General features: G+C 66.1%; 18 protein-coding genes. 6 read left to right on the top strand and 12 right to left on the bottom strand.

Annotated features, from left to right (window positions below; genetic code table 11):
• Positions 1-15: 15 nt before the first annotated feature.
• The gene (locus AC3QLZ_RS14635) at positions 16-1,062 is read right to left on the bottom strand and encodes a type I glyceraldehyde-3-phosphate dehydrogenase (protein ID WP_014236646.1); all 1,047 of its coding nucleotides are present in this window, start codon (positions 1,060-1,062) and stop codon (positions 16-18) included.
• A 246-nt stretch (positions 1,063-1,308) separates the two neighbouring features.
• Here AC3QLZ_RS14635 and AC3QLZ_RS14640 point away from each other — a divergent pair, with 246 nt between their 5' ends.
• The gene (locus AC3QLZ_RS14640; protein WP_014236647.1) at positions 1,309-1,878 is read left to right on the top strand and encodes a hypothetical protein; all 570 of its coding nucleotides are present in this window, start codon (positions 1,309-1,311) and stop codon (positions 1,876-1,878) included.
• A gap of 151 nt (positions 1,879-2,029) precedes the next feature.
• On the opposite strand, the gene gap is transcribed toward AC3QLZ_RS14640, so the two are convergent.
• The 5 genes from gap to AC3QLZ_RS14665 form a co-directional block, all read right to left on the bottom strand.
• A complete protein-coding gene (gene gap, locus AC3QLZ_RS14645) occupies positions 2,030-3,058 on the bottom strand; it encodes a type I glyceraldehyde-3-phosphate dehydrogenase (RefSeq protein ID WP_014236648.1) in 1,029 nt (342 codons plus the stop codon).
• Positions 3,059-3,119: 61 nt separating this feature from the next.
• Positions 3,120-5,105, bottom strand: coding sequence for a transketolase (gene tkt / locus AC3QLZ_RS14650; protein ID WP_014236649.1), 1,986 nt, complete (start codon positions 5,103-5,105; stop codon positions 3,120-3,122).
• Between the two features lie 185 nt (positions 5,106-5,290).
• On the bottom strand, positions 5,291-6,166 hold the full coding sequence (locus tag AC3QLZ_RS14655) for a phosphoribulokinase (RefSeq protein WP_014236650.1): 876 nt from the start codon (positions 6,164-6,166) through the stop codon (positions 5,291-5,293).
• Between the two features lie 20 nt (positions 6,167-6,186).
• Positions 6,187-7,185, bottom strand: coding sequence for a class 1 fructose-bisphosphatase (locus AC3QLZ_RS14660; RefSeq protein WP_014236651.1), 999 nt, complete (start codon positions 7,183-7,185; stop codon positions 6,187-6,189).
• A 69-nt stretch (positions 7,186-7,254) separates the two neighbouring features.
• The gene (locus tag AC3QLZ_RS14665) at positions 7,255-11,100 is read right to left on the bottom strand and encodes an EAL domain-containing protein (protein WP_014236652.1); all 3,846 of its coding nucleotides are present in this window, start codon (positions 11,098-11,100) and stop codon (positions 7,255-7,257) included.
• Positions 11,101-11,280: 180 nt separating this feature from the next.
• Between AC3QLZ_RS14665 and AC3QLZ_RS14670 the strand changes: the two genes are divergently transcribed.
• Positions 11,281-13,824, top strand: a complete 2,544-nt coding sequence (locus AC3QLZ_RS14670; RefSeq protein WP_014236653.1) for a putative bifunctional diguanylate cyclase/phosphodiesterase — start codon at positions 11,281-11,283, stop codon at positions 13,822-13,824.
• Between the two features lie 20 nt (positions 13,825-13,844).
• On the opposite strand, the gene AC3QLZ_RS14675 is transcribed toward AC3QLZ_RS14670, so the two are convergent.
• The gene (locus AC3QLZ_RS14675) at positions 13,845-14,657 is read right to left on the bottom strand and encodes an inositol monophosphatase family protein (RefSeq protein ID WP_014236654.1); all 813 of its coding nucleotides are present in this window, start codon (positions 14,655-14,657) and stop codon (positions 13,845-13,847) included.
• 14 nt (positions 14,658-14,671) lie between these two features.
• The gene (locus tag AC3QLZ_RS14680) at positions 14,672-15,232 is read right to left on the bottom strand and encodes a thioredoxin family protein (protein WP_014236655.1); all 561 of its coding nucleotides are present in this window, start codon (positions 15,230-15,232) and stop codon (positions 14,672-14,674) included.
• Between the two features lie 121 nt (positions 15,233-15,353).
• Between AC3QLZ_RS14680 and AC3QLZ_RS14685 the strand changes: the two genes are divergently transcribed.
• The 4 genes from AC3QLZ_RS14685 (at position 15,354) to AC3QLZ_RS14700 (ending at position 19,391) form a co-directional block, all read left to right on the top strand.
• Entirely contained in the window at positions 15,354-16,103 is a 750-nt protein-coding gene (locus AC3QLZ_RS14685; RefSeq protein ID WP_014236656.1) for a 16S rRNA (uracil(1498)-N(3))-methyltransferase, read from the top strand.
• A gap of 3 nt (positions 16,104-16,106) precedes the next feature.
• A complete protein-coding gene (gene pap / locus AC3QLZ_RS14690) occupies positions 16,107-17,615 on the top strand; it encodes a polyphosphate:AMP phosphotransferase (protein ID WP_014236657.1) in 1,509 nt (502 codons plus the stop codon).
• Between the two features lie 57 nt (positions 17,616-17,672).
• Complete coding sequence (argA, locus tag AC3QLZ_RS14695; protein WP_014236658.1) at positions 17,673-19,019, top strand: amino-acid N-acetyltransferase; 1,347 nt, start codon at positions 17,673-17,675, stop codon at positions 19,017-19,019.
• A gap of 99 nt (positions 19,020-19,118) precedes the next feature.
• A complete protein-coding gene (locus AC3QLZ_RS14700; protein ID WP_014236659.1) occupies positions 19,119-19,391 on the top strand; it encodes an oxidative damage protection protein in 273 nt (90 codons plus the stop codon).
• Positions 19,392-19,474: 83 nt separating this feature from the next.
• Here the strand turns inward: AC3QLZ_RS14700 and AC3QLZ_RS14705 are convergent, their stop codons facing one another.
• From AC3QLZ_RS14705 to AC3QLZ_RS14720, 4 genes are all read right to left on the bottom strand, one after another.
• Positions 19,475-19,882, bottom strand: coding sequence for a hypothetical protein (locus AC3QLZ_RS14705; protein ID WP_014236660.1), 408 nt, complete (start codon positions 19,880-19,882; stop codon positions 19,475-19,477).
• Between the two features lie 141 nt (positions 19,883-20,023).
• Positions 20,024-20,734, bottom strand: coding sequence for a phosphate signaling complex protein PhoU (phoU, locus tag AC3QLZ_RS14710; protein WP_014236661.1), 711 nt, complete (start codon positions 20,732-20,734; stop codon positions 20,024-20,026).
• A gap of 82 nt (positions 20,735-20,816) precedes the next feature.
• Positions 20,817-21,488, bottom strand: coding sequence for a ribose-5-phosphate isomerase RpiA (gene rpiA / locus AC3QLZ_RS14715; RefSeq protein WP_014236662.1), 672 nt, complete (start codon positions 21,486-21,488; stop codon positions 20,817-20,819).
• 64 nt (positions 21,489-21,552) lie between these two features.
• Positions 21,553-23,241, bottom strand: coding sequence for a cyclic-di-GMP receptor FimW-related protein (locus AC3QLZ_RS14720; RefSeq protein ID WP_014236663.1), 1,689 nt, complete (start codon positions 23,239-23,241; stop codon positions 21,553-21,555).
• Positions 23,242-23,358: the final 117 nt, after the last annotated feature.

Genomic DNA, 23,358 nt, shown 5'->3' on the forward strand with positions numbered 1-23,358 from the left:
CGGTGAATGGGGTGTTCAGGACTGGGACCAGCCGGCATGCCAGCGCTGGGCCACGTCCACCATGCGATTGACGAAGCCCCATTCGTTGTCGAACCAGATGAAGAGGTTGAACAGGCGGGCGCCGCCGGCCCGGGTCTGGCTCAGGTCCACGATGGCGGAATGGGGGTCGTGGTTGAAGTCGATGGAGGCGTGGGGGGCGGCGGAGGTGGTCAGTACGCCCTTCCAGGGGCCGTTGGAAGCGATCTGCAGCAGGGCGTTGAGGCCCGCCACGTCTGCATCCTGGGCCAGGGTCACGGTGAGGTCGATGGCCGAGACGTTGAGGGTGGGCACCCGGATGGCCTTGGCCAGCACCTTGCCCTTGAGGCTCGGCAGCAGGCGTTCCACGCCCCGGGCCAGGCCGGTGGAGACCGGGATCATGGACTGCATGGCGGAGCGGGTGCGGCGCAGGTCGCTGTGGTGGTAGCCGTCCACCAGGGGCTGGTCGTTCATCACCGAATGCAGGGTGGTCAGCAGCACCTGTTCCAGGCCCAGCTCCCGGTCCAGCAGTTCCAGCACCGGCACCACCGCATTGGTGGTGCAGGAGGCGTTGGAGACGATGCGCTCGTCGCCGTTGAGGCGGCCGTGGTTGAGGCCATAGACCACCGTCGCATCCACGTCGGCGGCGCTGTTGGCCGGGTGGGAGAGCAGCACCCGGGGGCAGCCGGCCTCAAGGAAGCGGCGCAGGCCGGCCCGGTTGCTGTACTGGCCGGAGCATTCCACCAGCAGATCCACCTTCAGGCTGCGCCAGTCCACTCCCTCGGGGGTGTCGGCGTGGGTCAGCTGGATGCTGCGGCCGTCGATGACCAGGGTGCCGTCCTGCAGTTCCACCGGGGCGGGGAAGCGGCCGTGGGTGGAGTCGAAGCAGGTCAGGTAGGCGATGCTCTCGCTGTTGGCTGGCTCGTTGATGGCCACCACCTGGAAACGCTCCGCCAGTCCCCGTTCATGCAGGGCCCGCAGAAAGCAGCGACCAATGCGGCCGTAGCCGTTGATGGCGAGACGAAGGGGGGGGAGGGAGCCGGACACGGGGGGCCAGGGAGGAAATGGATGAAGGCCGTGATTTTACAGGGTTGCGGCCCTAAATCCGAGAGGCGGACAGGGTTTTGCCCGGCAAGGATGGCCGCTGGCGGCCAACCTTGCCGTCATTTTTTTGCCCCGGACAGGCGGCAAATATTCGCCAGATCGGCAAAGTCCGTTGTTCTCAAAGGGAATTTACATTCTGGTACGCCGTTTGCATTAAGGGTGGCCATAGCACCTATGGAGCGTATGACCATGCGTATCGATTCCCTCTATAACCAACTCAGCCTGCAGAGCCTGACGGCGAAAAAGCGCGGCCAGGAGGCCGAGGCGGCCGCATTGCAGGCATCGCCTCAAGCCGGCCTGACGGAAGGTGCCAATCCGTCAGCCGGCGCCAACACTTCCAGCCGGGTGGAAACGGCCGAGGACAAGGCCAATGCCGCTGCCCAGGCCCGCCGCGAGGAATTACGGGCCCAGCTGCAGGAATATCTGGACAAGAGTCCGGCCGAGCACATGCGCGACGCCATCCTCAAGGAAATGGGCATGAGCGAGGAAGACCTGGCCGCTCTGCCGCCGGAAAAGCGGGAGGCGATCGAGTCGGATATCGCCCGCAAGATGCGGGAGCGCCTGCTGGCCAAGGATGAGGCCCATCCCGATGCCACCACCCTGCAGGATGCCACCATGGCCAGGCTCAGTCAGAGCCAGGGCGGTGCGGCCGCCGGCGGCCAGGGCGATGGTCTGGGCAATGGCCAGTCTCCTGCCGGCATTGCCGCCTACGCCTTGCTGCAGGCGGCCGTGAACGGCAAGTCGGGCAGTTCTTCCTGAGCCTGGGCGGCGAGGGCTGTGCCGTCGGGCCACCCATGGTTGGGCCTGCCGCACTGCCTTTTGCCCCCTGGCCCCGATAGTCGCTGCAGCAATAAAAAAGCCGCCTGGGAGCAGATGCTCCCAGGCGGCTTTTTGCCGTCGGCGGTGTTGCTTACTTGGCGGCCATCCAGGCGCGGGCGGCGTCCAGCATGCGGCAGGAGTAGCCCCACTCGTTGTCGTACCAGGCCAGCACCTTCACCAGCACGGAGCCGTCGGCACCCTTGATGACCCGGGTCTGGGTGGCATCGAAGGTGGAGGAGACGGTGGTGTGGTTGAAGTCGGAGGAAACCAGGGGCTCGTTGTTCACCGCCATGATGCCCTTCAGGGGGCCCTTGGCAGCGGCGGTCATCAGCTCGTTGATTTCTTCCTTGGTGGTGGCGCGCTCGGCGGTGAAGGTCAGGTCCACCAGGGAGACATTGATGGTGGGCACGCGCAGGGAGAAGCCGTCGAACTTGCCGGCCAGCTGGGGCAGCACCAGGCCGACGGCCTTGGCGGCGCCGGTCTTGGTGGGGATGATGTTGGCGGCGGCGGCACGGGCGCGGCGCAGGTCCTTGTGGCGCACGTCCACGGTCACCTGGTCGTTGGTGTAGGCGTGCACGGTGGTCATCAGGGCCTGCTTGATGCCGACGCTCTCGGCCAGCACCTTGGCCACGGGGGCCAGGCAGTTGGTGGTGCAGGAGGCGTTGGAGACCACGGTCATGTCGGCCTTGAGCACGCCTTCGTTAACGCCCATGACGATGGTGGTGTCCACGTCGTCGCCGCCGGGGGCGGAGATCAGCACCCGCTTGGCACCCTGCTGCAGCAGGGCCTGGGCCTTTTCCTTGGTGGTGTAGGCGCCGGTGCATTCCAGCAGCACTTCCACGCCGTGCTTGGACCAGTCGATGTCCTTGGGGTTCTTGGTGGAGTAGAAGGGGATCTTCTTGCCATCGATGATGATGCAGTTCTCGCCCTCGGTCTCCACGGAGGTGCCGAAGCGGCCGTGGGTGGTGTCGTACTTCAGCAGGTGGGCGTTGGTGGCCAGGTCGCCGGAGGCGTTGATGGCAACCACGTCGAACTCATTCTGCAGACCCTGCTCGTAGATCGCCCGCAGGGTGCAGCGACCGATACGACCGAAACCGTTGATGGCAACCTTGATAGCCATGGCACTTCTCTCCTCTATCTAAAAAACCTGACGCGCCCCGTGGCCGGGGCACCCCTTCCTTTTATTCCAGCACTTCCTTGACGGTCTTCACCACGTTGGCCACGGTGAAGCCGAACATCTCGAACAGCTTGCCGGCGGGGGCGGACTCGCCGAAGCGGTCGATGCTGACCACAGCGCCGTGACGGCCCACGTACTTGTGCCACAGGCCGGAGTGGGCGGCTTCGATGGCGACGCGCTTGCGGCAGGTGCCCAGCACCTGTTCCCGGTAGGCGGCGTCCTGGCGTTCGAAGGCTTCGACGCAGGGCATGGAGACGACACGGGCGGCGATGCCCTCGTCGCCCAGGGCCTTCTGGGCATCCAGGGCCAGCTTGATCTCGGAGCCGGTGGCGATCAGCACCACCTGGGCTTCGCCCTTGGCCTCGGACAGCACGTAGCCGCCGCGGCGGATGGTCTCGGCGCTGATGCCGGCGGTGACATTGGGCAGGTTCTGGCGGGACAGGGCCAGGACGGAAGGACCGTCATGGCGTTCCACGGCATTGGCCCAGGCCACGGCGGTCTCGGTGGAGTCGGCGGGACGCCACACGTCCAGGTTGGGGATCAGGCGCAGGGAAGGCACGTGTTCCACCGGCTGGTGGGTCGGGCCGTCCTCGCCCAGGCCGATGGAGTCATGGGTGTAGACCATGATCTGGCGCTGCTTCATCAGCGCCGCCATGCGGATGGCGTTGCGGGCGTAGTCGGAGAACACCAGGAAGGTGGCGGTGTAGGGGATCAGGCCTCCGTGCAGGGCCAGGCCGTTGGCGATGGCGGTCATGCCGAATTCGCGCACGCCGTAATAGACGTAGTTGCCGCCGTCCTTGCGGGTGACGCCCTTGGCGGCCTTCCACAGGGTCAGGTTGGAGCCGGCCAGGTCGGCGGAGCCGCCCACCACTTCCGGCAGGTTCGGCACCAGGGCGGCGATGGCGTTCTGGCTGGCCTTGCGGGTGGCGATGTTTTCGGCCTTGGCGGCGGTGTCGGCGATGTAGGCATCCACCGTCTGCTGCCAGTTGGCGGGCAGCTTGCCGGCCATGCGGCGCTGGAATTCGGCGGCCTGGGCCGGGAAAGCGGCAGCGTAGGCGGCGAAGCGTTCGTTCCACTGGCCTTCGGCGGTCTGGCCCTTGGCCTTGCCGTCCCAGGCGGCGTACACGTCGGCGGGGATTTCGAAGGGGGCGTGGTTCCAGCCGATGGCGGCCCGGGTGGCGGCGATTTCCGCATCGCCCAGGGGGGCGCCGTGCACGTCGTGACTGTCGGCCTTGTTGGGGGAGCCCATGCCGATCTTGGTCTTGCAGCAGATCAGGGTGGGCTTGTTGCCTTCGGCCTTGGCCTGCAGCAGGGCGGCCTCGATGGCGGTGGCGTTGTGGCCGTCCACATTGGGGATGACCTGCCAGCCGTAGGCTTCGAAGCGCTTCGGGGTGTCGTCGGTGAACCAGCCTTCGACGTGGCCGTCGATGGAGATGCCGTTGTCGTCGTAGAAGGCGATCAGCTTGCCCAGGCCCAGGGTGCCGGCCAGGGAACAGGCTTCGTGGGAGACGCCTTCCATGAGACAGCCGTCGCCGAGGAAGACGTAGGTGTGGTGGTCCACGATGTCGTGGCCGGGCTGGTTGAATTCAGCCGCCAGGATCTTTTCCGCCAGGGCCAGGCCCACGGCGTTGGTGATGCCCTGGCCCAGGGGGCCGGTGGTGGTCTCGATGCCGGGGGTGTAGCCCACTTCCGGGTGGCCCGGGGTCTTGCTGTGCAGCTGGCGGAAGTTCTTCAGATCGTCGATGGAGACGTCGTAGCCGGTCAGGTGCAGCAGGCTGTAGAGCAGCATGGAACCGTGGCCGTTGGAGAGCACGAAGCGATCCCGGTCGGCCCACCTGGGGTTGGCCGGATTGTGTTTCATGTGGCGCCGCCACAGGACTTCGGCGATTTCGGCCATGCCCATGGGCATGCCGGGGTGACCGGAATTGGCTTTCTGGACCGCATCCATGGCGAGGGCACGGATGGCGCTGGTGAGGGGATTGAATTGCATGGTCACCGGAAGGGGGGAGGCGGGAAAGAGGCGGAATTATCCGCCAAATGCTGGGGTTTTTCCAGATTCACCGCAGCACAAGGGCTGCCGCGGTGGGGTAATTCCGCTGGGATAGGGCAATGGCGGTAGCCGCTCCCGGCCCGTCCGGGGTTGCGGCGGCCTTTTTCACGGGAAAGCTGCCGAGCTCAGGCGCCCCGGCTGCGGTCTTCCACCAGTTGCCAGATGAGGGGCGTCAGGATCAGCTGCATGGCCAGGTCCTGCTTGCCGCCGGGGACCACGATGGTGTTGGGGCGGGACATGAAGGCGTCGCCGATCATGTTGAGCAGGTAGGGGAAATCCACGCCCCGGGGGTCGCGGAAGCGGATGACGACGAAGGATTCGTCGTTGCTCGGGATGTCCCGGGCGATGAAGGGGTTGGAGGTGTCCACCACCGGCACCCGCTGGAAGTTGATGTGGGTGCGGGAGAACTGGGGTGTGATGTGATGCACGTAATCGGGCATGCGCCGCAGGATGGTGTGGGTCACCGCTTCCAGGGAATAGCCCCGGCTGCGGGTGTCCCGGTGGATTTTCTGGATCCATTCCAGGTTGATGATGGGCACCACGCCGATGAGCAGGTCCGCATGGCGGCCTACGTCGATCTGCTTGTCCTGGTAGGCGCCGTGCAAGCCCTCGTAGAAGAGCAGGTCGGTGCCCGGGGCGATGGCTTCCCAGGGGGTGAAATAGCCCTCGGGCAGGCCCCAGCGGCGGGCCTCGGCGGCACCGTGGATGTACTGGCGGATCTTGCCGGTGCCGTGTTCGCCGTATTCGCGGAAGAGGGTTTCCAGCTCGGCCAGCAGATTGGCCTCGGGGCCGAAGTGGGAGGGCGGCTTGCGTCCCTCACGCTCGGCGGCCTCGATGTTCTGGCCCATTTCCGTCCGGGTGTAGCGGTGGAAGGCGTCGCCTTCGACAATGGCGCCGTTGATCTTTTCCCGGCGGAAAATGGATTCGAAGGTTTTCCGGACCGTGGTGGTGCCGGCGCCGGAGGAGCCGGTGACGGCGATGATGGGGTGTTTGGCCGACATGCTCCTCCTCTCCTGATATCTCAGGATTCCAGGTGGTAGGCGGTGACCCGTTCCACCTCGTTCTTCGAACCCAGGACCACCGGCACCCGCTGGTGCAGCTGGGTGGGCTGCAGGTCCAGGATGCGCTGGCGGCCGGTGGTGGCGGCGCCGCCGGCCTGTTCGACGATGAGGCTCATGGGATTGGCTTCGTAGAGCAGGCGCAGCTTGCCGCCCTTTTCCGCGGTCTTGCTGTCCAGGGGGTACATGAAGAGGCCGCCGCGGGTGAGGATGCGGTGCACGTCGGCCACCATGGAGGCGACCCAGCGCATGTTGAAGTCCTTGCCGCGCACGCCCTCCTTGCCCTGCAGCAGTTCGCCCACGTAGCGCTGCACCGGGGCTTCCCAGAAGCGCTGGTTGGACATGTTGATGGCGAATTCCTTGGTGTCCTCGGGGATGCGGAGGTTCTCCTGGGTCAGGACGAAGGAGCCCACTTCCCGGTCCAGGGTGAAGCAATGCACGCCCTGGCCGATGGTCAGCACCAGGAGGGTGTTGGGGCCGTAGAGGGCGTAGCCGGCGGCCAGCTGCTGGGTGCCGGGCTGGAGGAAGGCCTGTTCGGTGGGCTCCATGCCTTCGGGGCAGCGCAGCACGGAGAAGATGGTGCCGACGGAGACGTTGATGTCGATGTTGGAGGAGCCGTCCAGGGGGTCGAACATCAGCAGGTATTCGCCCTTGGGGTAGCGGTGGGGAATGGGATGGGGATGGTCCATCTCCTCGGAGGCCATGGCTGCCAGGTGGCCGCCCCATTCGTTGGCTTCCAGCAGGATTTCATTGGAGATGACGTCCAGCTTCTTCTGGGCCTCGCCCTGCACGTTGTCGCTGCCGGCCTCCCCCAGCACGCCGGAGAGGGCGCCCTTGCCGATGGAGATGGAAATGGCCTTGCAGGCCCGGGCGACGACTTCGATGAGGAAGCGCAGGTCGGCGTTGATGTGGTTGTCGCGCTGGGCTTCGATCAGGTAGCGGGAAAGGGTGGTACGGGACATGGAATTCCTTGCAGCGGGTTGCAGCGAAAATGGGTGAGGTCCCCGGCGGGGACGATACGGAGGGGTATTCTACCCCGCCCTACCGGCCTGCTGGGCGAGGAAGGCGGTGGCGGCCGCCAGCGGCAGGGGGCGGCTGAAGAAGTAGCCCTGCACCTCGTCGCAGCCGTCGGCCGCCAGCATGTCGAGCTGGGCCGAGGTTTCCACTCCTTCGGCCACCACTTCCAGGCCCAGGCTGTGGGCCAGGGCGATGGTGCCGCGGGCGATGGCGGCGTCATCCGGGTCCCGCTCGATGTCGCGCACGAAGGAGCGGTCGATCTTGAGCCGGTCGATGGGGAACAGCTTGAGGTAGGACAGGGACGAGTAGCCGGTGCCGAAGTCGTCGATGGCCAGGGTGACGCCCATGTCGTTGAGGGCCTGCAGGGTGGTGATGGCCTCCTCCGGCCGTTCCATGACCCCGCTCTCGGTGATCTCCAGTTCCAGCAGCACGGCGGGCAGGCCCGTTTCCTGGAGGATGGCGGCCACCCGGCTGGGGAACTCCTTTTCCTTCAGCTGCCGGGTGGACAGGTTCACCGCCATGCGCAGGGGCGGCAGGCCCTGGTCGAGCCAGGCCTTGAGCTGGCGGCAGGCGGCCTGCAGCACCCAGTCGCCGATGCCGACAATGAGGCCGGTTTCCTCGGCGATGGGGATGAAGCGGTCCGGCGGGATCAGGCCGTCCTCCGGATGGCGCCAGCGCAGCAGGGCCTCCACCCCGGTGACCCGGTCGGCGGCGAGGGCGAACTGGGGCTGGAAGTGCAATTCCAGTTCGTCATTGACCATGGCCTGGCGCAGCTTGCGTTCCAGTTCCAGGCGCTCGGTGGCGGCCCGGTTCATGGCCGAGGCGAAGAACTGGAAGTTGTTCCGGCCGATGGCCTTGGCGTGGTACATGGCGGTGTCGGCGTTCTGCATCACCGTCGGCACCGTTTCGCCGTCGTCCGGATAGAGGCTGATGCCGATGGAGGCAGAGGTGTGCAGCTCGTGGGCGCCGACCCGCAGGCTGCGGGCCACGTCCTCGATGATCTTGCCGGCCACGTGGGCCGCATCGTTGGCCCCTTCCACGTCGGGCAGCACCACCACGAACTCGTCGCCGCCGAGGCGGGCCACCGTGTCCGATTCCCGCACGGCGGAGCGCAGGCGGTGGGCGATTTCCATGAGCAGGGAGTCGCCCACGGCGTGGCCGAGGGAGTCGTTGATGGTCTTGAAACGGTCCAGGTCCATGAACATCACCGCCACCTTGTGGCCATGGCGCCGGGCATCGGCCAGGGACTGCTCCAGGCGGGCTTCCAGGGTGAAGCGGTTGGGCAGGCCGGTGAGGGGGTCGTGGTGGGCCAGGTGGTGGATGCGGGCCTCGGTCTCCTTGCGCTCGGTGATGTCGGAGAAGAGGGTGATGTAGTGGGTGAGGGCGCCGCTCTGGGTGTCGTGCACGGCGTTGATGGTCATCCACTTGGGGTAGATCTCGCCGTTCTTGCGCCGGTCCCAGATTTCCCCGGCCCAGGCGCCGGTGTCCCGCAGGATTTCCCACATCTGCCGGTAGAAGTCCTTGTCGTGGCGGCCCGAGGCCAGCATGCGCGGATCCTGGCCCAGCACTTCCTCCTGGGCGTAGCCGGTGATGTCGCAGAAGGCCCGGTTCACCGAGATGATGCGGTTGCCCTGGTCGCAGATCATGATGGCTTCCGGGCTGTTGGCGAAGACCTTTTCCGCCAGCTTCAGCTCGGCCTCGGCCCGGTGGCGGGCGGTGATGTCGGTGTAGATGATGATGGTGCTGCCGTCCCCCAGGTTGACCTGGCGGATTTCCAGCACCGTGCCGTCGGGCCGCTCCCGCAGGACGGCGGTGTTGTTGGGCCGCTGCAGGGCCCGCAGCACGCCCCGGGTGCGCCGTTCCTCGTCCCCCGGGCCGTATTCGCCGCGTCGGGCGTTGAAGCGGACCATGTCCTCCAGGGTCGGGTAGCCCTGGGCGAAGAGGGTGTCGGGCAGGTCCAGCAGGGTGCGGAAGCGCTCGTTGCAGGCGATCATGCGCTGCTCCGGGTCGTACAGGCTGACGCCGTCCGGCAGGTTCTCCAGGATGTTTTGCAGGATGGCGTTCTGGTTGCGCAGGGCCTGTTCGTTGCGCTTGCTTTCGCTGATGTCGGTGTAGGTGGTGATGAAGCCGGTGAGCTGGCCGTCGTCGAAGAGGGGTTCGCCCTGGACCAGGGTGGTGCGCCCGTCCAGGCGGGTGCGCTCGAAGCGGTGGGGCTTGAACTGCATGGCCAGGGCCTTGCGTTCCTGCACGTGCTGTTCCGGATCGCCGGGGCCGTACTCGCCCCGCTGGGCCGGGTAGCGCACCAGGTCCTCGAAGGGCACCCCGCGGTAGAGGGCTTCGGCGGGCAGGCCCAGGACTTCCCGCATGCCTTCGTTCCACAATTGCAGGCGCAGATGCTCGTCGAAGACGCTGATGCCCTGGGGCATGTTCTGCAGCACCGCCCGCAGCTGGGTGGACTGGCGCCGGTATTCCTCTTCCGCCAGCTTGCGTTCGGTGATGTCCTGGGTGGTGCCGCTGGCCCGCAGGGGCTGGCCCCGGGCATCCCAGAAGAGTCGGCCCCGGTTGATGAAGTGGCGCAGGCGACCGTCCTGCAGCAGCACCCGGTATTCGACGGCGAAGGTTTCCTCCTTGGCCGCGTTGTGGTCGGTGGCCTGTTGCACCTTGTCCCGGTCCTCCGGGTGCACCAGCTCCAGGAAGTGGGCGTAGGTCAGGGGCTCGCTCGGGTCCAGGCCCACCAGGCGGTAGGCCTCCTCGGAACACCATAGGCGGCCGCTGCGCAGGTCCCGCTCCCAGCTGCCGATGTGGCCGATGCGCTGGGCTTCCAGCAGGCGGTCCTGGGTGCGCTGCAGTTCCTCCGCCGCCAGTTGTTCCCGTTCGTGGCGCTCGGCGAAGAACTTGCGCTGCTGGCGCAGCAGGTACAGGGTGAAGGCGCCACCCCCGGCCAGCAACAGCAGGGAGACGCCGTAGGTGAGGAAATTGCGCTGGCGCACCGGGGAGAGGATTTCCTCCGCATCCACCTTGGTCACCAGGATCCAGGGGGTGTCCGCCACCTGCTGGCTGGTGGCCAGGGTCAGCTGGCGGCGGTAGTCGACACCTTCCTGCTGGGGCGCGGCCGTGGCCGGGGCGCCGAGCATGCTTTCCTCCCGCCGCAGGTGCAGCTTGAGGGCCGTGTCCTGGCGGTGGCGCAGTTCGTTGAGCACCAGGAAGTCGCTTTCGTCCTGGCGCAGCAGAAGGGTCTCGGCGGTGGCGCTGGGCACCGGACGGGCCTGGATGAGGGGAAAGAGGACGGCGCCGGGGTCGATCCGCTGCACCAGGAAGGCCAGACGCTGGCCGCTGCGGGGGCTGCGGATGACGGCGGCCAGGTCGATGAAGGCATGGCCCTGGGGGTCCAGCTGCAGGTCGCTTAGCTGGGGCTGGTCGCTGTATTCGGCGACCTTGAGCAGGTCCCGGGTGGCTTCGCTGACGCTGCTGTCCTGGGGCGGGGCGGCGGTGCTGAAGCGCACCCGTCCGTCGTCGTCGAGCAGCAGGTAGGCCCGGTTCTCCGGCAATTCGGCCAGGGGGCCCAGGCTCTTTTGCAGGTTGGCCTGGAGTTCTGCCGCCTTGCCCGGGGCCTCGAGCAGGCGCTCCAGGTGCAGGCTGTCCTGCCACGATTTTGCCTGGGCCTGTCGTTCGCTGCGCCAGGCGGCCACCTGCTGGGCCTTGAGGTCGGCCACGGCCCGCAGTTCCTGGAAGGTGCGGACGCGTACCGCCGCCTCCTCGCTGTGGGATAGATAGATGTTGGCCAGCCCCAGGCTGACGGCCAGGGAAAAGAAGACGACGACAACGGTCGCCTGAAGGTGGGTTTCGCGGCGCAGGGACATGGCTGGGGCCGGGGTGCTGGCAGGGGGGACAGGCGCCATTATCCCAGATTCCATGGGCCGGATTTGCGCTTTCCGGCTTGCTCCTGGCGGGGGGGTATAGTAATTTGCCGACAGCATAGGGAGGTACGGGGGTGCCTCCTTCGATGTCATACAAATATAAAGCTTGGCTCAGGGAACCCCATGAAAATCCGAACGTTCGTCCTGGCGACCTCCATCCTGGTTGGGTTGCTCTTTTTTGGCGGCAGCTATTGGGCCGTCAGCCGCTCCTTCGACAGCACCGTACGGGATCATGCCCGGGAAGGCGCCAACACCATGGCGCGCATGGCTTTCGTCTCCATGTACGAGTTGATGAGCACCGGCTGGCGCCGCGACCAGGTGGAAAAATTCCTCCAGGGCATGCGCGACGCCACCCGGGGTTCCAACGCCACCGTGGAAATCTATCGGGGTCCCAAGGTCGAGGCCCTCTTCGGCGCCATCGAGCAGCCGCCCCTGGATGAACTGCTGCGCCAGGGTTTTTCCGCCGGCAAGCCCCAGGAGTCCATGCAGGGCTCCTTCATCCGCTTCATCTATCCCCTGCAGGCGGAAAACCGCTGTCTGCGCTGTCACGACAACGCCGCCGTGGGCGACGTGCTGGGCCTGATCGAAGTGCGGCAGAACGTGGGCGGCCTGGTGGACCAGGCCCGGGCCGAATTCTCCTGGTCCCTGGCCATCCTCATGCCCCTGGGCCTGCTGCTGGCGCTGCTGGCCGTGTGGTGGGTGAACCACCGGCTGGAAGGCGCCCTGCGCCATGTGGAGGAGGGCGTGGCCGGCGTCAATGCGGTATCGGACCTGCGCAAGCTGGAACTGCGCGGCAGCCGCCCCGGCTTCGCCGAGCTGACCCGCATCGTCTGCGCCGTCGAGGAGCTGGTGGCCAAGCTGCGGGCCGTGGCGGTGGACAAGGACATGCTCAAGTTCGAGATCGGCCTGCTGGAGAAGTTCGTCATCACCTCGGACATCATCCGCGACTGGACCGAGTACGTGAATCACCTGGTGGTGGACATCAACAAGGTGATGAACGCCCACGTGCTTTTCTCCATCTTCCAGATCGACGACGAGCTCTTCGACCTGGAGATTTTCTGGTACCGGGAGCCCTCCGCCGCCACCAAGCAGCGGGTGGAGAGCCACATCCGGGAAGTGCTGAAGCAGAATCCCCGCTTCTCCGTCATCACCTCCTTCACCATCAACCACCACGTGGCCAAGCCCGGTGGCGAGAAGGTGGAACTGGCGGAGGAGGAGGTGCAGCTGCGGGTCAAGTCCTTCTTCGTCGATACGCCGAAGATCGGCGGCATCGTCGGCATCGGCGTCCAGGCCGACGAGCTGGAGGACGACACCCGCCACCTGGTGCTCGATTCCGTGCTGTCCACCCTGCTCAACGTGGTGGGGTCGGTGAAGGCCATCTACAAGTACACCAAGGACCTGGAGTACTACGCCACCCGGGACCCCCTGACGGACCTCTTCAACCAGCGGGTGTTCTGGGAAATGATCGGCTACGAGATCGACCGTTCCTCCCGCCACGACGAGCATTTCGGCCTGCTGCTGATCGACCTGGACAACTTCAAGCTGGTCAACGACAACTACGGCCATGCGGTGGGCGACAAATTCCTCCAGGCCTTCGCCCGGGAGGTGCGGCAGGTGCTGCGCAGCGGCGACATCTTCGCCCGCTACGGCGGCGACGAGTTCGTGGTGATCCTGCCCGAGGCCGACCTGGAGCAGACCTCCGTCATCGCCCAGCGCATTCTCGAGGCCTCCCGGCAGAGCAGCGTCACCGCCTTCAACGGCGACGTGGTGCACGGCACGGCTTCCATCGGCCTGGCCGTGTATCCGGACCACGCCACCGAGCCCAAGGACCTCTTCCTCTTCGCCGACAACATGATGTACAAGGCCAAGGCGGAGGGTAAGGAGCGGGTCGCCATTCCCACGGCGGACGACGTCATGGAAGTGTTCCGCGACATCTCCCAGAAGAGCGTCACCATCCTCAAGGCCATCGACGAACGGCGGCTGATCCCCTTCTTCCAGCCCATCCTGGATGTCCAGGCCGGCGTGGTGGTGGGCTACGAGGTGCTGTCCCGCATCGAGGTGGACGGGGAAATCATGCGGGCCGACGAGTTCGTCGAGATCGCCGAGAAAATCGGTGTCATCCACCGCCTCGACTGTCTGGTGATCGAACTGGCCCTGCAGAAGCTGGCGGCGGAAGGGCACGAGGGTTACATCTTCCTCAACCTCTCGCCCCGGGCCATGGTGCTCAACGAGTTCGCCCGCTCCCTGCGCCAGATCGTGGCCGATTCCGGTATTCCGCCGGAGCGCATCGTCTTCGAGATCACCGAGCGGGATACGGTGAAGAACCTGGCCCTGATGGAGCGTTTCCTCAACGACCTGAAGTTCGACGGCTTCAAGCTGGCCATCGACGACTTCGGTTCAGGCTTCTCCTCCTTCCACTACCTGCGTCGCTTCCCGGTGGATTTCCTCAAGGTGGAGGGGGACTTCGTGGTCAATATCCTGCACAGCACCAAGGATCGGGCCTTCGTCCAGAGCATGCAGTCCCTGGCCCACGAACTTGGAATCCAAGTCATTGCCGAATTCGTCGAAACCGGCGAGGTGCTGGACGAGCTGAAGCGCATGGGCATGGACATGGCCCAGGGCTATTACATCGGCCGTCCCGACCGGGAAATCCGCAAGCCCGCCTGAGCACGGGGCCGGCCGGCGGCCTAGAGGCCGGCCCGCAGCCAGTCCCGCCAGGCGGCGAAGACGCCGGGGTCCAGGGCGGCGACGATGCGCCGGCGCCACAGGTCGTCGGCGTGGAAGTCGTCCTGCTCCAGGGTGCACATGTGGCCGCCCGCTTCCTTCAGGATCAGGCAGCCGGCGGCGTAATCCCACAGCATCTGGCCGCCGTGCACCGCCACGTCGATGCGGCCCGCGGCCACCTGGCACCACTCCAGGGCGCTGCTGCCGAAATTACGCTGGGAGAAGAAGGGCGGTGCCGTGGCGATGCGGACGGCCAGTTCCCGGGGCAGGCGTTTCAGGTCCACATTGGCCACCGCCTGGTCCAGGCTGCCGGCCACCCGGCGCAGGGGCAGGCGCTTGCCGTTCACGTAGGCGCCACCGCCCTCCCAGGCATAGAACAGTTCGTTGGTGATGGGGTTGTAGGTGATGCCCAGGCGGGGCTTGCGCTCCCGCAGCAGGGCGATGGAGACGGCGAAGACGGGCAGGCCATTGACGAAGTTGGTGGTGCCGTCGATGGGATCGATGCACCACACGTCCCCGTTGCCCGCCTCCAGGGCGGCTTCCTGTTCGGCCCGGCTCATTTCCTCGCCGATCACCGGGCAGGGGACGATTTCCGGCAGGCGCTGCAGGAGAAAGCTCTGGCACGCCAGGTCCGCTTCCGAGAGCAGGGTGCCGTCATCCTTGCGGTGGTGGATGGCCTTCATGAAACGGGGCACGATGGCTTCCCGGGCCACCTGGTGTACGGCTGCGATGACCGTTTCAACCGTGTGCCGGTTGGCGTTGTCGGCGTAGCGCATGGAACGGCTCCGGCTCAGGTGTCACGCCACTTCAGGGAACAGCCGATGCTCGGCGTCTGCTCCGCCGGGCCGCGGCCGCCGGCGGCCACCAGGGTCATGGCCTCGAACAGCTCCCGGCGGGCATCGGGGCGGGGGGCATTGCGGCCCGTGTCGTCCAGGCGGCCCCGGTACTGCAGTTGCAGGTCGGCGTTGAAGCCGAAGAAATCCGGGGTGCACACGGCGCCGTAGGCCCGGGCCACGGCCTGGCTGTCGTCCAGCACATAGGGGAAGGGCAGGTCCCACTGGCTGGCCAGGGCCTGCATCTGGGCAAAGCCGTCTTCCGGGTAGGCCGCCGTGTCGTTGCTCATGACGGCAATGCTGCCGATGCCGTGGTGGTCGCGCAGTTCCCGGCAGTCCCGCACCAGGTGCTCGAGGATGGCTTTGACGTAGGGGCAGTGGTTGCAGATGAACATCACCAGCAGGCCCCGGGGACCCCGGGCGCTGGCCGGGCCGTGCTGGCGGCCGTCGGTGCCGGGGAGGAGGAAATCCGGCGCTTGCCAACCGAAGTCGCAGAGCGGCGTGGTGAGGCTGACCATGGGGAAACTCGCTTTCTGTCAGGGTATGGCAGAGCGGCCCCGATTCTCGGGAACTGGCCCGCAAGCCCCGTGGATGCACGGGAATGGGCGACGTAAGGGCGCGCACGCCTATAATAGCACGATGACCGATCCCCGCTTTTTCTGCTCCCCCGAGGCCCTCAGCCTGAGTCCCGGGGCCTCCGTGGACCTGCCCGAAGGTCCGGCCCGTCATGCCGCCCGGGTATTGCGCCTGCAGGCCGGCGACGGCCTCATCCTCTTCAACGGCCGGGGCGGCGAGTACGGCGCCTGCATCGAGGCCGTGGCCAAGGACCGGGTGCGGGTGCGCCTGGGCGAGCACCAGCCCCGGGAATGCGAGTCGCCCCTGGCCCTGACCCTGATCCAGGCCCTGCAGGGCGGGGACAAGATGGACTTCACCCTGCAGAAGGCGGTGGAGCTGGGCGTCAGTCGCTTCCAGCCGGTCTCCAGCCGGCGCAGCGTGGTGCGCCTGGACGGCGAGCGGGCGGCCAAGCGCCTGGAGCACTGGCGCGGCGTCGCTGTCTCCGCCTGCGAGCAGTGCGGCCGCAACCGGCTGCCGGAAGTGGCGCCCCTATTGCCTTTGGAGCGGGCCCTGGGCCAGGCGGAGAGCGCTTCCCGGCGCTTGGTGCTGCTGCCCGGCGCTGCCGTGTCCCTGGCGGCCATGGCGCCGCCGGATGGTCCCGTGTCCCTGCTGGTGGGGGCCGAAGGCGGCCTGGCGCCGGAGGAGGCGGAGGCGGCGGTGGCCGCCGGCTTCACCCCGGTGAGCCTGGGCCCCCGGGTGTTGCGCACCGAAACGGCGGGCCTGGCGGCCCTGGCAGCGATTCAGGCCCTGTGGGGCGATTTCAGGGGAGGTTGAGTCATGTTTGAATCTGCGGAACTGGAACACCGGGTCGACAAGAAGGATTTCGACGCCCAGGTGCCCCAGCTGCGGGCAGACCTGCTGGATGCCCAGTACGACGTGCTGCAGGCCAAGCGCTTCCCGGTGATCATCCTGGTGAATGGCGTGGACGGGGCCGGCAAGGGCGAGACGGTGAATCTGCTCAATTCCTGGATGGACCCGCGCCACATCGACACCCACGCCTTCCCGCCACCCTCCGACGAGGAGCGGGAGCGGCCGCCCATGTGGCGCTTCTGGCGTTCCCTGCCGCCTAAGGGCCGGGTCGGCATCATGTTCGGCAACTGGTACACCGACCCCATCCAGGGCCGGGTGAACGGCACCTTCAAGGCTTCCGAGCTGGACCAGCGCCTGGAGGAGATCGTCCGCTTCGAGAAGATGCTGACCGACGAAGGTGCCCTGCTCATCAAGTTTTGGTTCCACCTTTCCAAGAACGACCAGAAGAAGCGTCTCAAGGCCCTCTCCAAGGACCCCAAGCAGAGCTGGCGGGTGAGTGAGCAGGACTGGTGGCGTTACGAGCATTACGACGAATACCGGGAAGTGTCCGAACACGCCTTGCGCCACAGCAGCACAGGCAATGCCCCCTGGGTGGTGGTGGACGGCTTCGACGAGCGCTACCGTTCCCTGGCCGTGGGCCGCATCGTGCTGGATGCCATGCGCCGCCGCCTGGCCCGGCCGGACAGCAATCTGCGCATCGCCGCCGCCCCCTTCCAGCGACCGGTGCCCGGGGAGAACCTGCTCACCGCCCTGGACATGTCCAAGGCCCTGGCCAAGAAGAAGTACGAAAGCGAGCTGGCCGAGTGGCAGGGCCGGCTCAACGCCCTGTGCCGGGACGAGCGCTTCCAGGGCCGTTCCCTCATCGCCGTCTTCGAGGGCAATGACGCCGCCGGCAAGGGCGGCACCATCCGCCGCATCACCAGTGCCCTGGATGCCCGCCAGTACCGCATCGTGCCCATCGCCGCCCCCACCGAGGAAGAGCGGGCCCAGCCCTACCTGTGGCGCTTCTGGCGCCAGGTGCCGCGCCACGGCCGGGTCACCATCTTCGACCGTTCCTGGTACGGCCGGGTGCTGGTGGAGCGGGTCGAGGGCTTTTGCGGCGAGGCCGACTGGATGCGGGCCTACGCCGAGATCAACGACTTCGAGGACCAGCTGGTGCGGGACGGCGCCGTGGTCGCCAAGTTCTGGCTGGCCATCAGCAAGGACGAGCAGTACCGCCGCTTCAAGGAGCGGGAGGACACCCGCTTCAAGCGCTTCAAGATCACCGACGAAGACTGGCGCAACCGGGAAAAGTGGGACGACTACGAGCAGGCGGTGTGCGACATGGTGGACCGCACCAGCACCGAAATCGCCCCCTGGACCCTGGTGCCGGCCAACGACAAGAACTACGCCCGCATCCATGTCTTGCGCACGCTGTGCGAGCATCTGGAAAGGTCGTTGAAAAAAGACCCCGCCAAGAGCGGGAAAAAGAAATGAGACTGTCGTAAAGTCTCCCCTTGCCCATCGTGCGCTTGCCCTCAGAACAGCCCGCCCATGACCGATAACGCCCTGCCCAACGCCGCCCAGTTCGTCGCCTGGTTCCGTTCCGTCGCGCCCTACGTCAATGCCTTCCGCGGCAAGACCTTCGTCGTCGCCTTCGGCGGCAAGTCCATCTCCGGCCCCCTGGCCCGCACCTTCGCCTACGACGTCAGCCTGCTGGCCAACCTGGGGGTGCGCCTGGTGCTGGTGCATGGCTCCCGCCCCCAGATCGAGGAAGAGCTGCAGGAGAAAGGCCTGGAAAGCCGCTTCCACGCCGGCCAGCGCATCACCGATGCGGATACCCTGGACTGCGTCATCGATGCCGTCGGCAGCGTGTACCTGGAAGTGGAGGCCCTCCTTTCCCAGGGGCTGCCCAACACGCCCATGGCCGGCAACACCATCCGGGTGGTGGGCGGCAACTTCATCACCGCCCGCCCCATGGGGGTGCTGGACGGGGTGGACCTGCAATACACCGGCGCCGTGCGCAAGATCGACGCGGAAGGGCTGAAAGCCCAGCTGGGCCTGGGCAACATCGTCCTGCTCTCCAACCTGGGGGCCAGTCCCACCGGCGAAATCTTCAACCTTTCCATGGAAGAAGTGGCGGAGGAGGCGGCCAAGGCCCTGGGGGCGGACAAGCTGATTTTCCTCACCGACAGCCAGGGCGCCACCGATGCGGAGGGCAACCTGCTGGACGAGCTGACCGCCGACGCGGCGGAACAGCTGGCCCGGGTCGGCGAATGGCTGTCGCCGGACCTGAAGCGCTACCTGCCCTGTGCCGTGCGCGCCAGCCGGCGGGGTGTGGGCCGGGTGCATATCATCGGCTATGAACTGGACGGCGCCGTCCTGCACGAGTTGTTCACCCACGACGGCGTCGGTACCGTGGTCACCCGGGACCCCCTGGATACCCTGCGGGATGCCAAGCCCGACGACATCGGCGGCCTGGTGGGCCTGATCGCCCCCCTGGAAGAGGACGGCACCCTGGTGCACCGGCCCCGGGAACTGCTGGAGCGGGAAATCGGCCGCTTCTCGGTGGTGGAGCACGATGGCGTCATCGTCGGCTGCGCCGCCCTCTACCCCTACGCGGAAGACGGCCAGAAGGCCAAGACGGCGGAGCTGGCCTGCCTGGCAGTCTCGCCGGAACATCGCCGCTGGGGCTACGGCGAACGCCTGATGCAGCACATCGAGGGCAAGGCCAAGGCGGCCGGGGTGAAGCGGCTGTTCGTGCTCACCACCCGCACCACCCACTGGTTCATCGAACGGGGCTTTGCCCTGGCCTCGGTGGACGAGCTGCCGGAAGAAAAACGCCACATGTACAACCTGCAGCGCCGCTCCAAGGTGCTGATGAAGAGTCTGGGCAAGTAGGGCCTCGCGCCCCATGGCCCCACAGTGACTGGGGGCTTTGGCGGTACGGCGGTGGCCTCGCGATATAATCATCCCCAACCAATTTCTGGAGGAAGCACCATGGCAAGAACCGTCAACTGCATCAAGCTGGGCCGGGAGGCCGAAGGCCTGGATTTCGCCCCCTACCCGGGCGAACTGGGCAAACGCATTTTCGAGAACGTCTCCAAGGAAGCCTGGCAGCAGTGGATTCGCCTGCAGACCATGATCATCAACGAGAACCGTCTCAACCTGGCCGACCAGCGCCATCGCCAGTACCTGGCCGAGCAGCTGGAAAAGCACTTCTTCGGCGAAGGCGCCGAACAGGTGCAGGGTTTTGTGCCGCCCCAGTCCTGAAACCAAGGGCTGCAGAAAAAAACCGCGGAATCCCCGCGGTTTTTTTTGTCTCTGATCTGTTTGCGATCTGCCGAGGCCGAGCTTTAGCGGGCGTAGCGCAAGAGGCGCCGCCCATCGTCAGTGGTATGGCAGCGGTAGATTTCAGGGCCCAAAAAGACGCCATAGGCATTGCGCACCATCACCTCCACCTGGAAGGTACGGGCTGTGGTCTGCCGGCTTGCCCCGTAGGCGATGATGTCGGACTGGCCGCCGCTGACCTGATGGATGCGTACCCTTTCCGGGTTTTCAATGCGGAAGTGTTCGACGAAGCGGTCGCGGCAAAGCTGGGCGCCCAGTTCCTTGGGGCCGCCGCCATCCTGATGGATGGTGCCGCTGGCGTAGTGTTTCAGTTCCCGCCCTTCCGGGCAGGGCTTGTCGCTGAAGGTATTGCCGCAGCGGTACATACCGCCTGCCTGGGCCGCCAGTTGCACAGCCGCCAGTATCAGTCCCATCGCCCATCGTCCTTTCCGCGTCATCGTCGCTCCCTGTTTGTTTATTACAAGAGCATAACCCAGTTTGATTCGGCAATGAAAAAGCCGCCCGCAGGCGGCTTGTGCCAGTCAGCTGGAGACTGAATCCAGCAGGGGGGAGATTCAGCTGTTGGCGATTTCCCGGTCGATCTCTTCCAGGGTGGCGTGGCGCACGTTGAGGCCCTTGACCATGTAGATCACGTATTCGGCGATGTTCTTGGCGTGGTCGCCGACCCGCTCGATGGCCTTGGCGATGGACATGATGTCCAGGGAGCGGGAGATGGTGCGGGGGTCTTCCATCATGTAGGTGATGAGCTGGCGCACCACGGAGCTGTATTCCACGTTCACCGCCTCGTCCTGGTGCACCACTTCGGCGGCAGCCGTGACGTTGAGGCGGGCAAAGGCGTCCAGGGCCGTGTGCAGCATCTCCAGGGACAGGTCGGCCATGTGCCGCAGTTCCACGTCCGGGGTGAAGGAGGTGTGCTGAGCGTTAAGGGCCAGGCCCAGGCGGCCGATCTTGTGGGCCTTGTCGCCGATGCGCTCCAGATCGGAAATGGCCTTGATCACGGTGGTGATCATGCGCAGGTCGATGGCGGTGGGCTGGCGCTTGGCAATGACCTGGTTGCAGGCTTCGTCCAGTTCGATTTCCAGCTGGTTCACCCGGGCATCCTCCCGGACCACCGCTTCGAGCAGGCTGGTATCGGCAGCGTAGAGGCCCTGCATGGCCTTCTTCACCTGTTGCTCGACCAGTCCGCCCATCTGCAGCACACGGGTGCGCAGGCTTTCCAGCTCGATATCGAATTGCTTGTAGGTATGTTCGCTCATGGCTTCCATGGTCGCGGTCCTGTTGGGGTCAGAACCGGCAACGTTAGCAGGCTAATGTGACAGGGAAGTTTCAGCGCCCCCGCCGTTCCGGTCAAGCGCTAAGTGTCTTGACCCCTTCCGGGGTGCCCATCAGCAGGATGTCGGCACCGCGACGGGCGAAGAGGCCGTTGGTCACGACGCCGACGATCTGGTTGATGCGGCTTTCCAGATCCACCGGATCGGCGATGGAGAGGCCGTGTACATCGAGAATGATGTTGCCGTTGTCGGTAAGGAAGCCCTCGCGCAGCTTCGGCGTGCCTCCCAGCTTGGCCAGCTCCCGCGCCACCTGGGCCCGGGCCATGGGGATCACTTCCACCGGCAGGGGGAACTTGCCCAGGGCCTGGACCAGCTTGGAGCCGTCGGCGATGCAGATGAAGGTCTCGGCCACGGCGGCCACGATCTTCTCCCGGGTCAGGGCGCCGCCGCCGCCCTTGATCATGTGCAGCTTGGGCGTCACCTCGTCGGCACCATCCACATACACGGGCATGGTACTGACGTCGTTGAGGTCCAGCACCGGGATGCCGTGGCCCTTGAGGCGGGCGGCCGTGGCTTCGGAGCTGGCCACGGCGCCGCGGAAGCGGCCCTTCATGGCGGCCAGGGCGTCGATGAAACAGTTGGCGGTGGAGCCGGTGCCGACGCCGATGATGGCATCTTCGGCGACGCGGCTGGCCACGTAATCGGCAGCGGCACGGGCCACTGCCTGCTTGAGTTCGTCCTGGGTCATGGGGGAATCCGGTGGGGGGGCTGGAAAAGCCCTATTTTACCGGAGGGATTGGCCGCCGGCGGACTCAGGCCTCATTTTCCCGGTAGAGGATGAGCTGGTAGTCGGGGCCGCTCTCCTGGATGCCGGCCAGGCGGATGGGCTGGCGCTTGCCGCCGATGATGAGGTCGGCCCGGCGGTCCGGGGTGTAGGTGTCCGGCGGTACGGCCAGCAGGCGTTCCTCCCGGGAGATGAGGATGGCATCGAGCAGGCCCAGGCCCATGGCTTCGGGAATCTGCTCGTTCCAGGGGCAATCGGCATTCTTGTCCGCCAGCTGCACCTGGGCGCAGGCCGGGATGCCGGGGAAGACGGTCAGGCCGGCATTGGGCTTGCCGTGGCTGCGGCCGAGGCGGCGGATGATGCCGACCCGCCAGTCGATCTCGTGTTCGAGGCGGTACCCCACCAGGGCGCCGATGCTGTGCCAGGGGCGGCGGAAGGGCAGGCGCGCGCCCAGGCCGGCGGCGCTCAGGTCCAGGCCTTCCCAGGTGTCGGTGATCTGCTGGATGCCCGTGCTTTCCAGGGCCTGGAGCACTTCCAGGGGTGTCTTGGGCGGCGCCTGCTTTTCCTCCTCGGGACGGGCGCCACCCTCGACCCGATGCAGGTCCAGGATGCGGACGTGGCCCTTGTAGTCCAGGGTGCGGCCGGAGCGGGCGAATTCGGCGGCGGCGATGGCGCGCCGGGCCATGGAGAGGCCGGCCACCACCAGCAGATTGGCCGCCAGGGGCGTACGTTCCTGCTGGCGCGTCGGTGGGGTGAGGGACCAATGCTGGATCAGCAGATGGAGGAGATCCATGGCCGTGCGGGTGTCGCACTGGCAGTTGTCCAGCCAATCCGGCAGCTTGCCGCTGGTTTGCAGCGTGGCGCGCAGCTTGATGAGTTGTGCCTGGGCCGGGCCGGGGCCGAAATAGCGCCAGGAAGGACCCATTTCCTGGCCGGGGCTGCAACGACTGGGGCCGTCGGTGGCTTCCAGATTGATGCGGAAAGGCGTCTGGGAGGTAAAGCTGTCGATGAACAGGCAGTGGGATTCCACCTTGCGGATGGTGCGGTCCAGCGCTTCCATCTGGGGCGGTGTCAGGTTGGACAGCGGCACGGACTCGAACAGGACTCCGACCAGGTATTCACGCCAGACGCTGGTGGTTTCCGGCAGGTCCGGGTAGGCACTGACCTTGCCGTGCAACAGTCCCAGGTTACGGGCCAGAAACAGGACTTCGTGGCAGGTCCTCCACCACAGGGCATCCGGTCCCACATAGTTGAACTGGGCGATCTTCTTGCCCCACACCAGGGCCTGCATGGTGCGTACCGCCAACTTGGTGAGGCGGGTGCGATCGGGCTCCTTGCCCGACTGGATTGCCTGCTGGGCCAGAGCTTCGAGCACGTGGCGATAGGCCTGGTAGGCGCTCCGGTAGTGGTGCTCCAGGGTCTTCAGCAGACGATCGGCCAGGTAGTCCTGGCGGTTGTCGTTGAAATAATTGATCCAGGCTTCAGCCAGGGCCGGCTGGATGTTCTCGTCCAGGCGTTCCACTGCCCGGGCGACACTTTCCGGCGGCATGTCGGCGGAAAGCTGTTCCGGGTGTTCCAGCCACTGATCCACATCCTGCAGGGTGGTTTGCGGATTGACCCGCGGAATCTGGGCCAGATAGGCGTCAATCCCCTTGTCGCTGCCCAGGGGGTGATCGCTGCCAGAATTCTTCAGGCGGGAAGTGATCCAGTTAAGCATGATGGTCTGTCACGCAGGTGCAATAAGGGGAGGAGTCTATTCCTTTTTTCTTTGAAAATTAAGGAGTCTCGGGGTTCCCCCCGGTTTTGCACAAAAAGTAAAAGGCCGCCCGGGGTG

The sequence above is a fragment of the Azospira sp. MPR-LB4 genome (assembly GCF_058809525.1).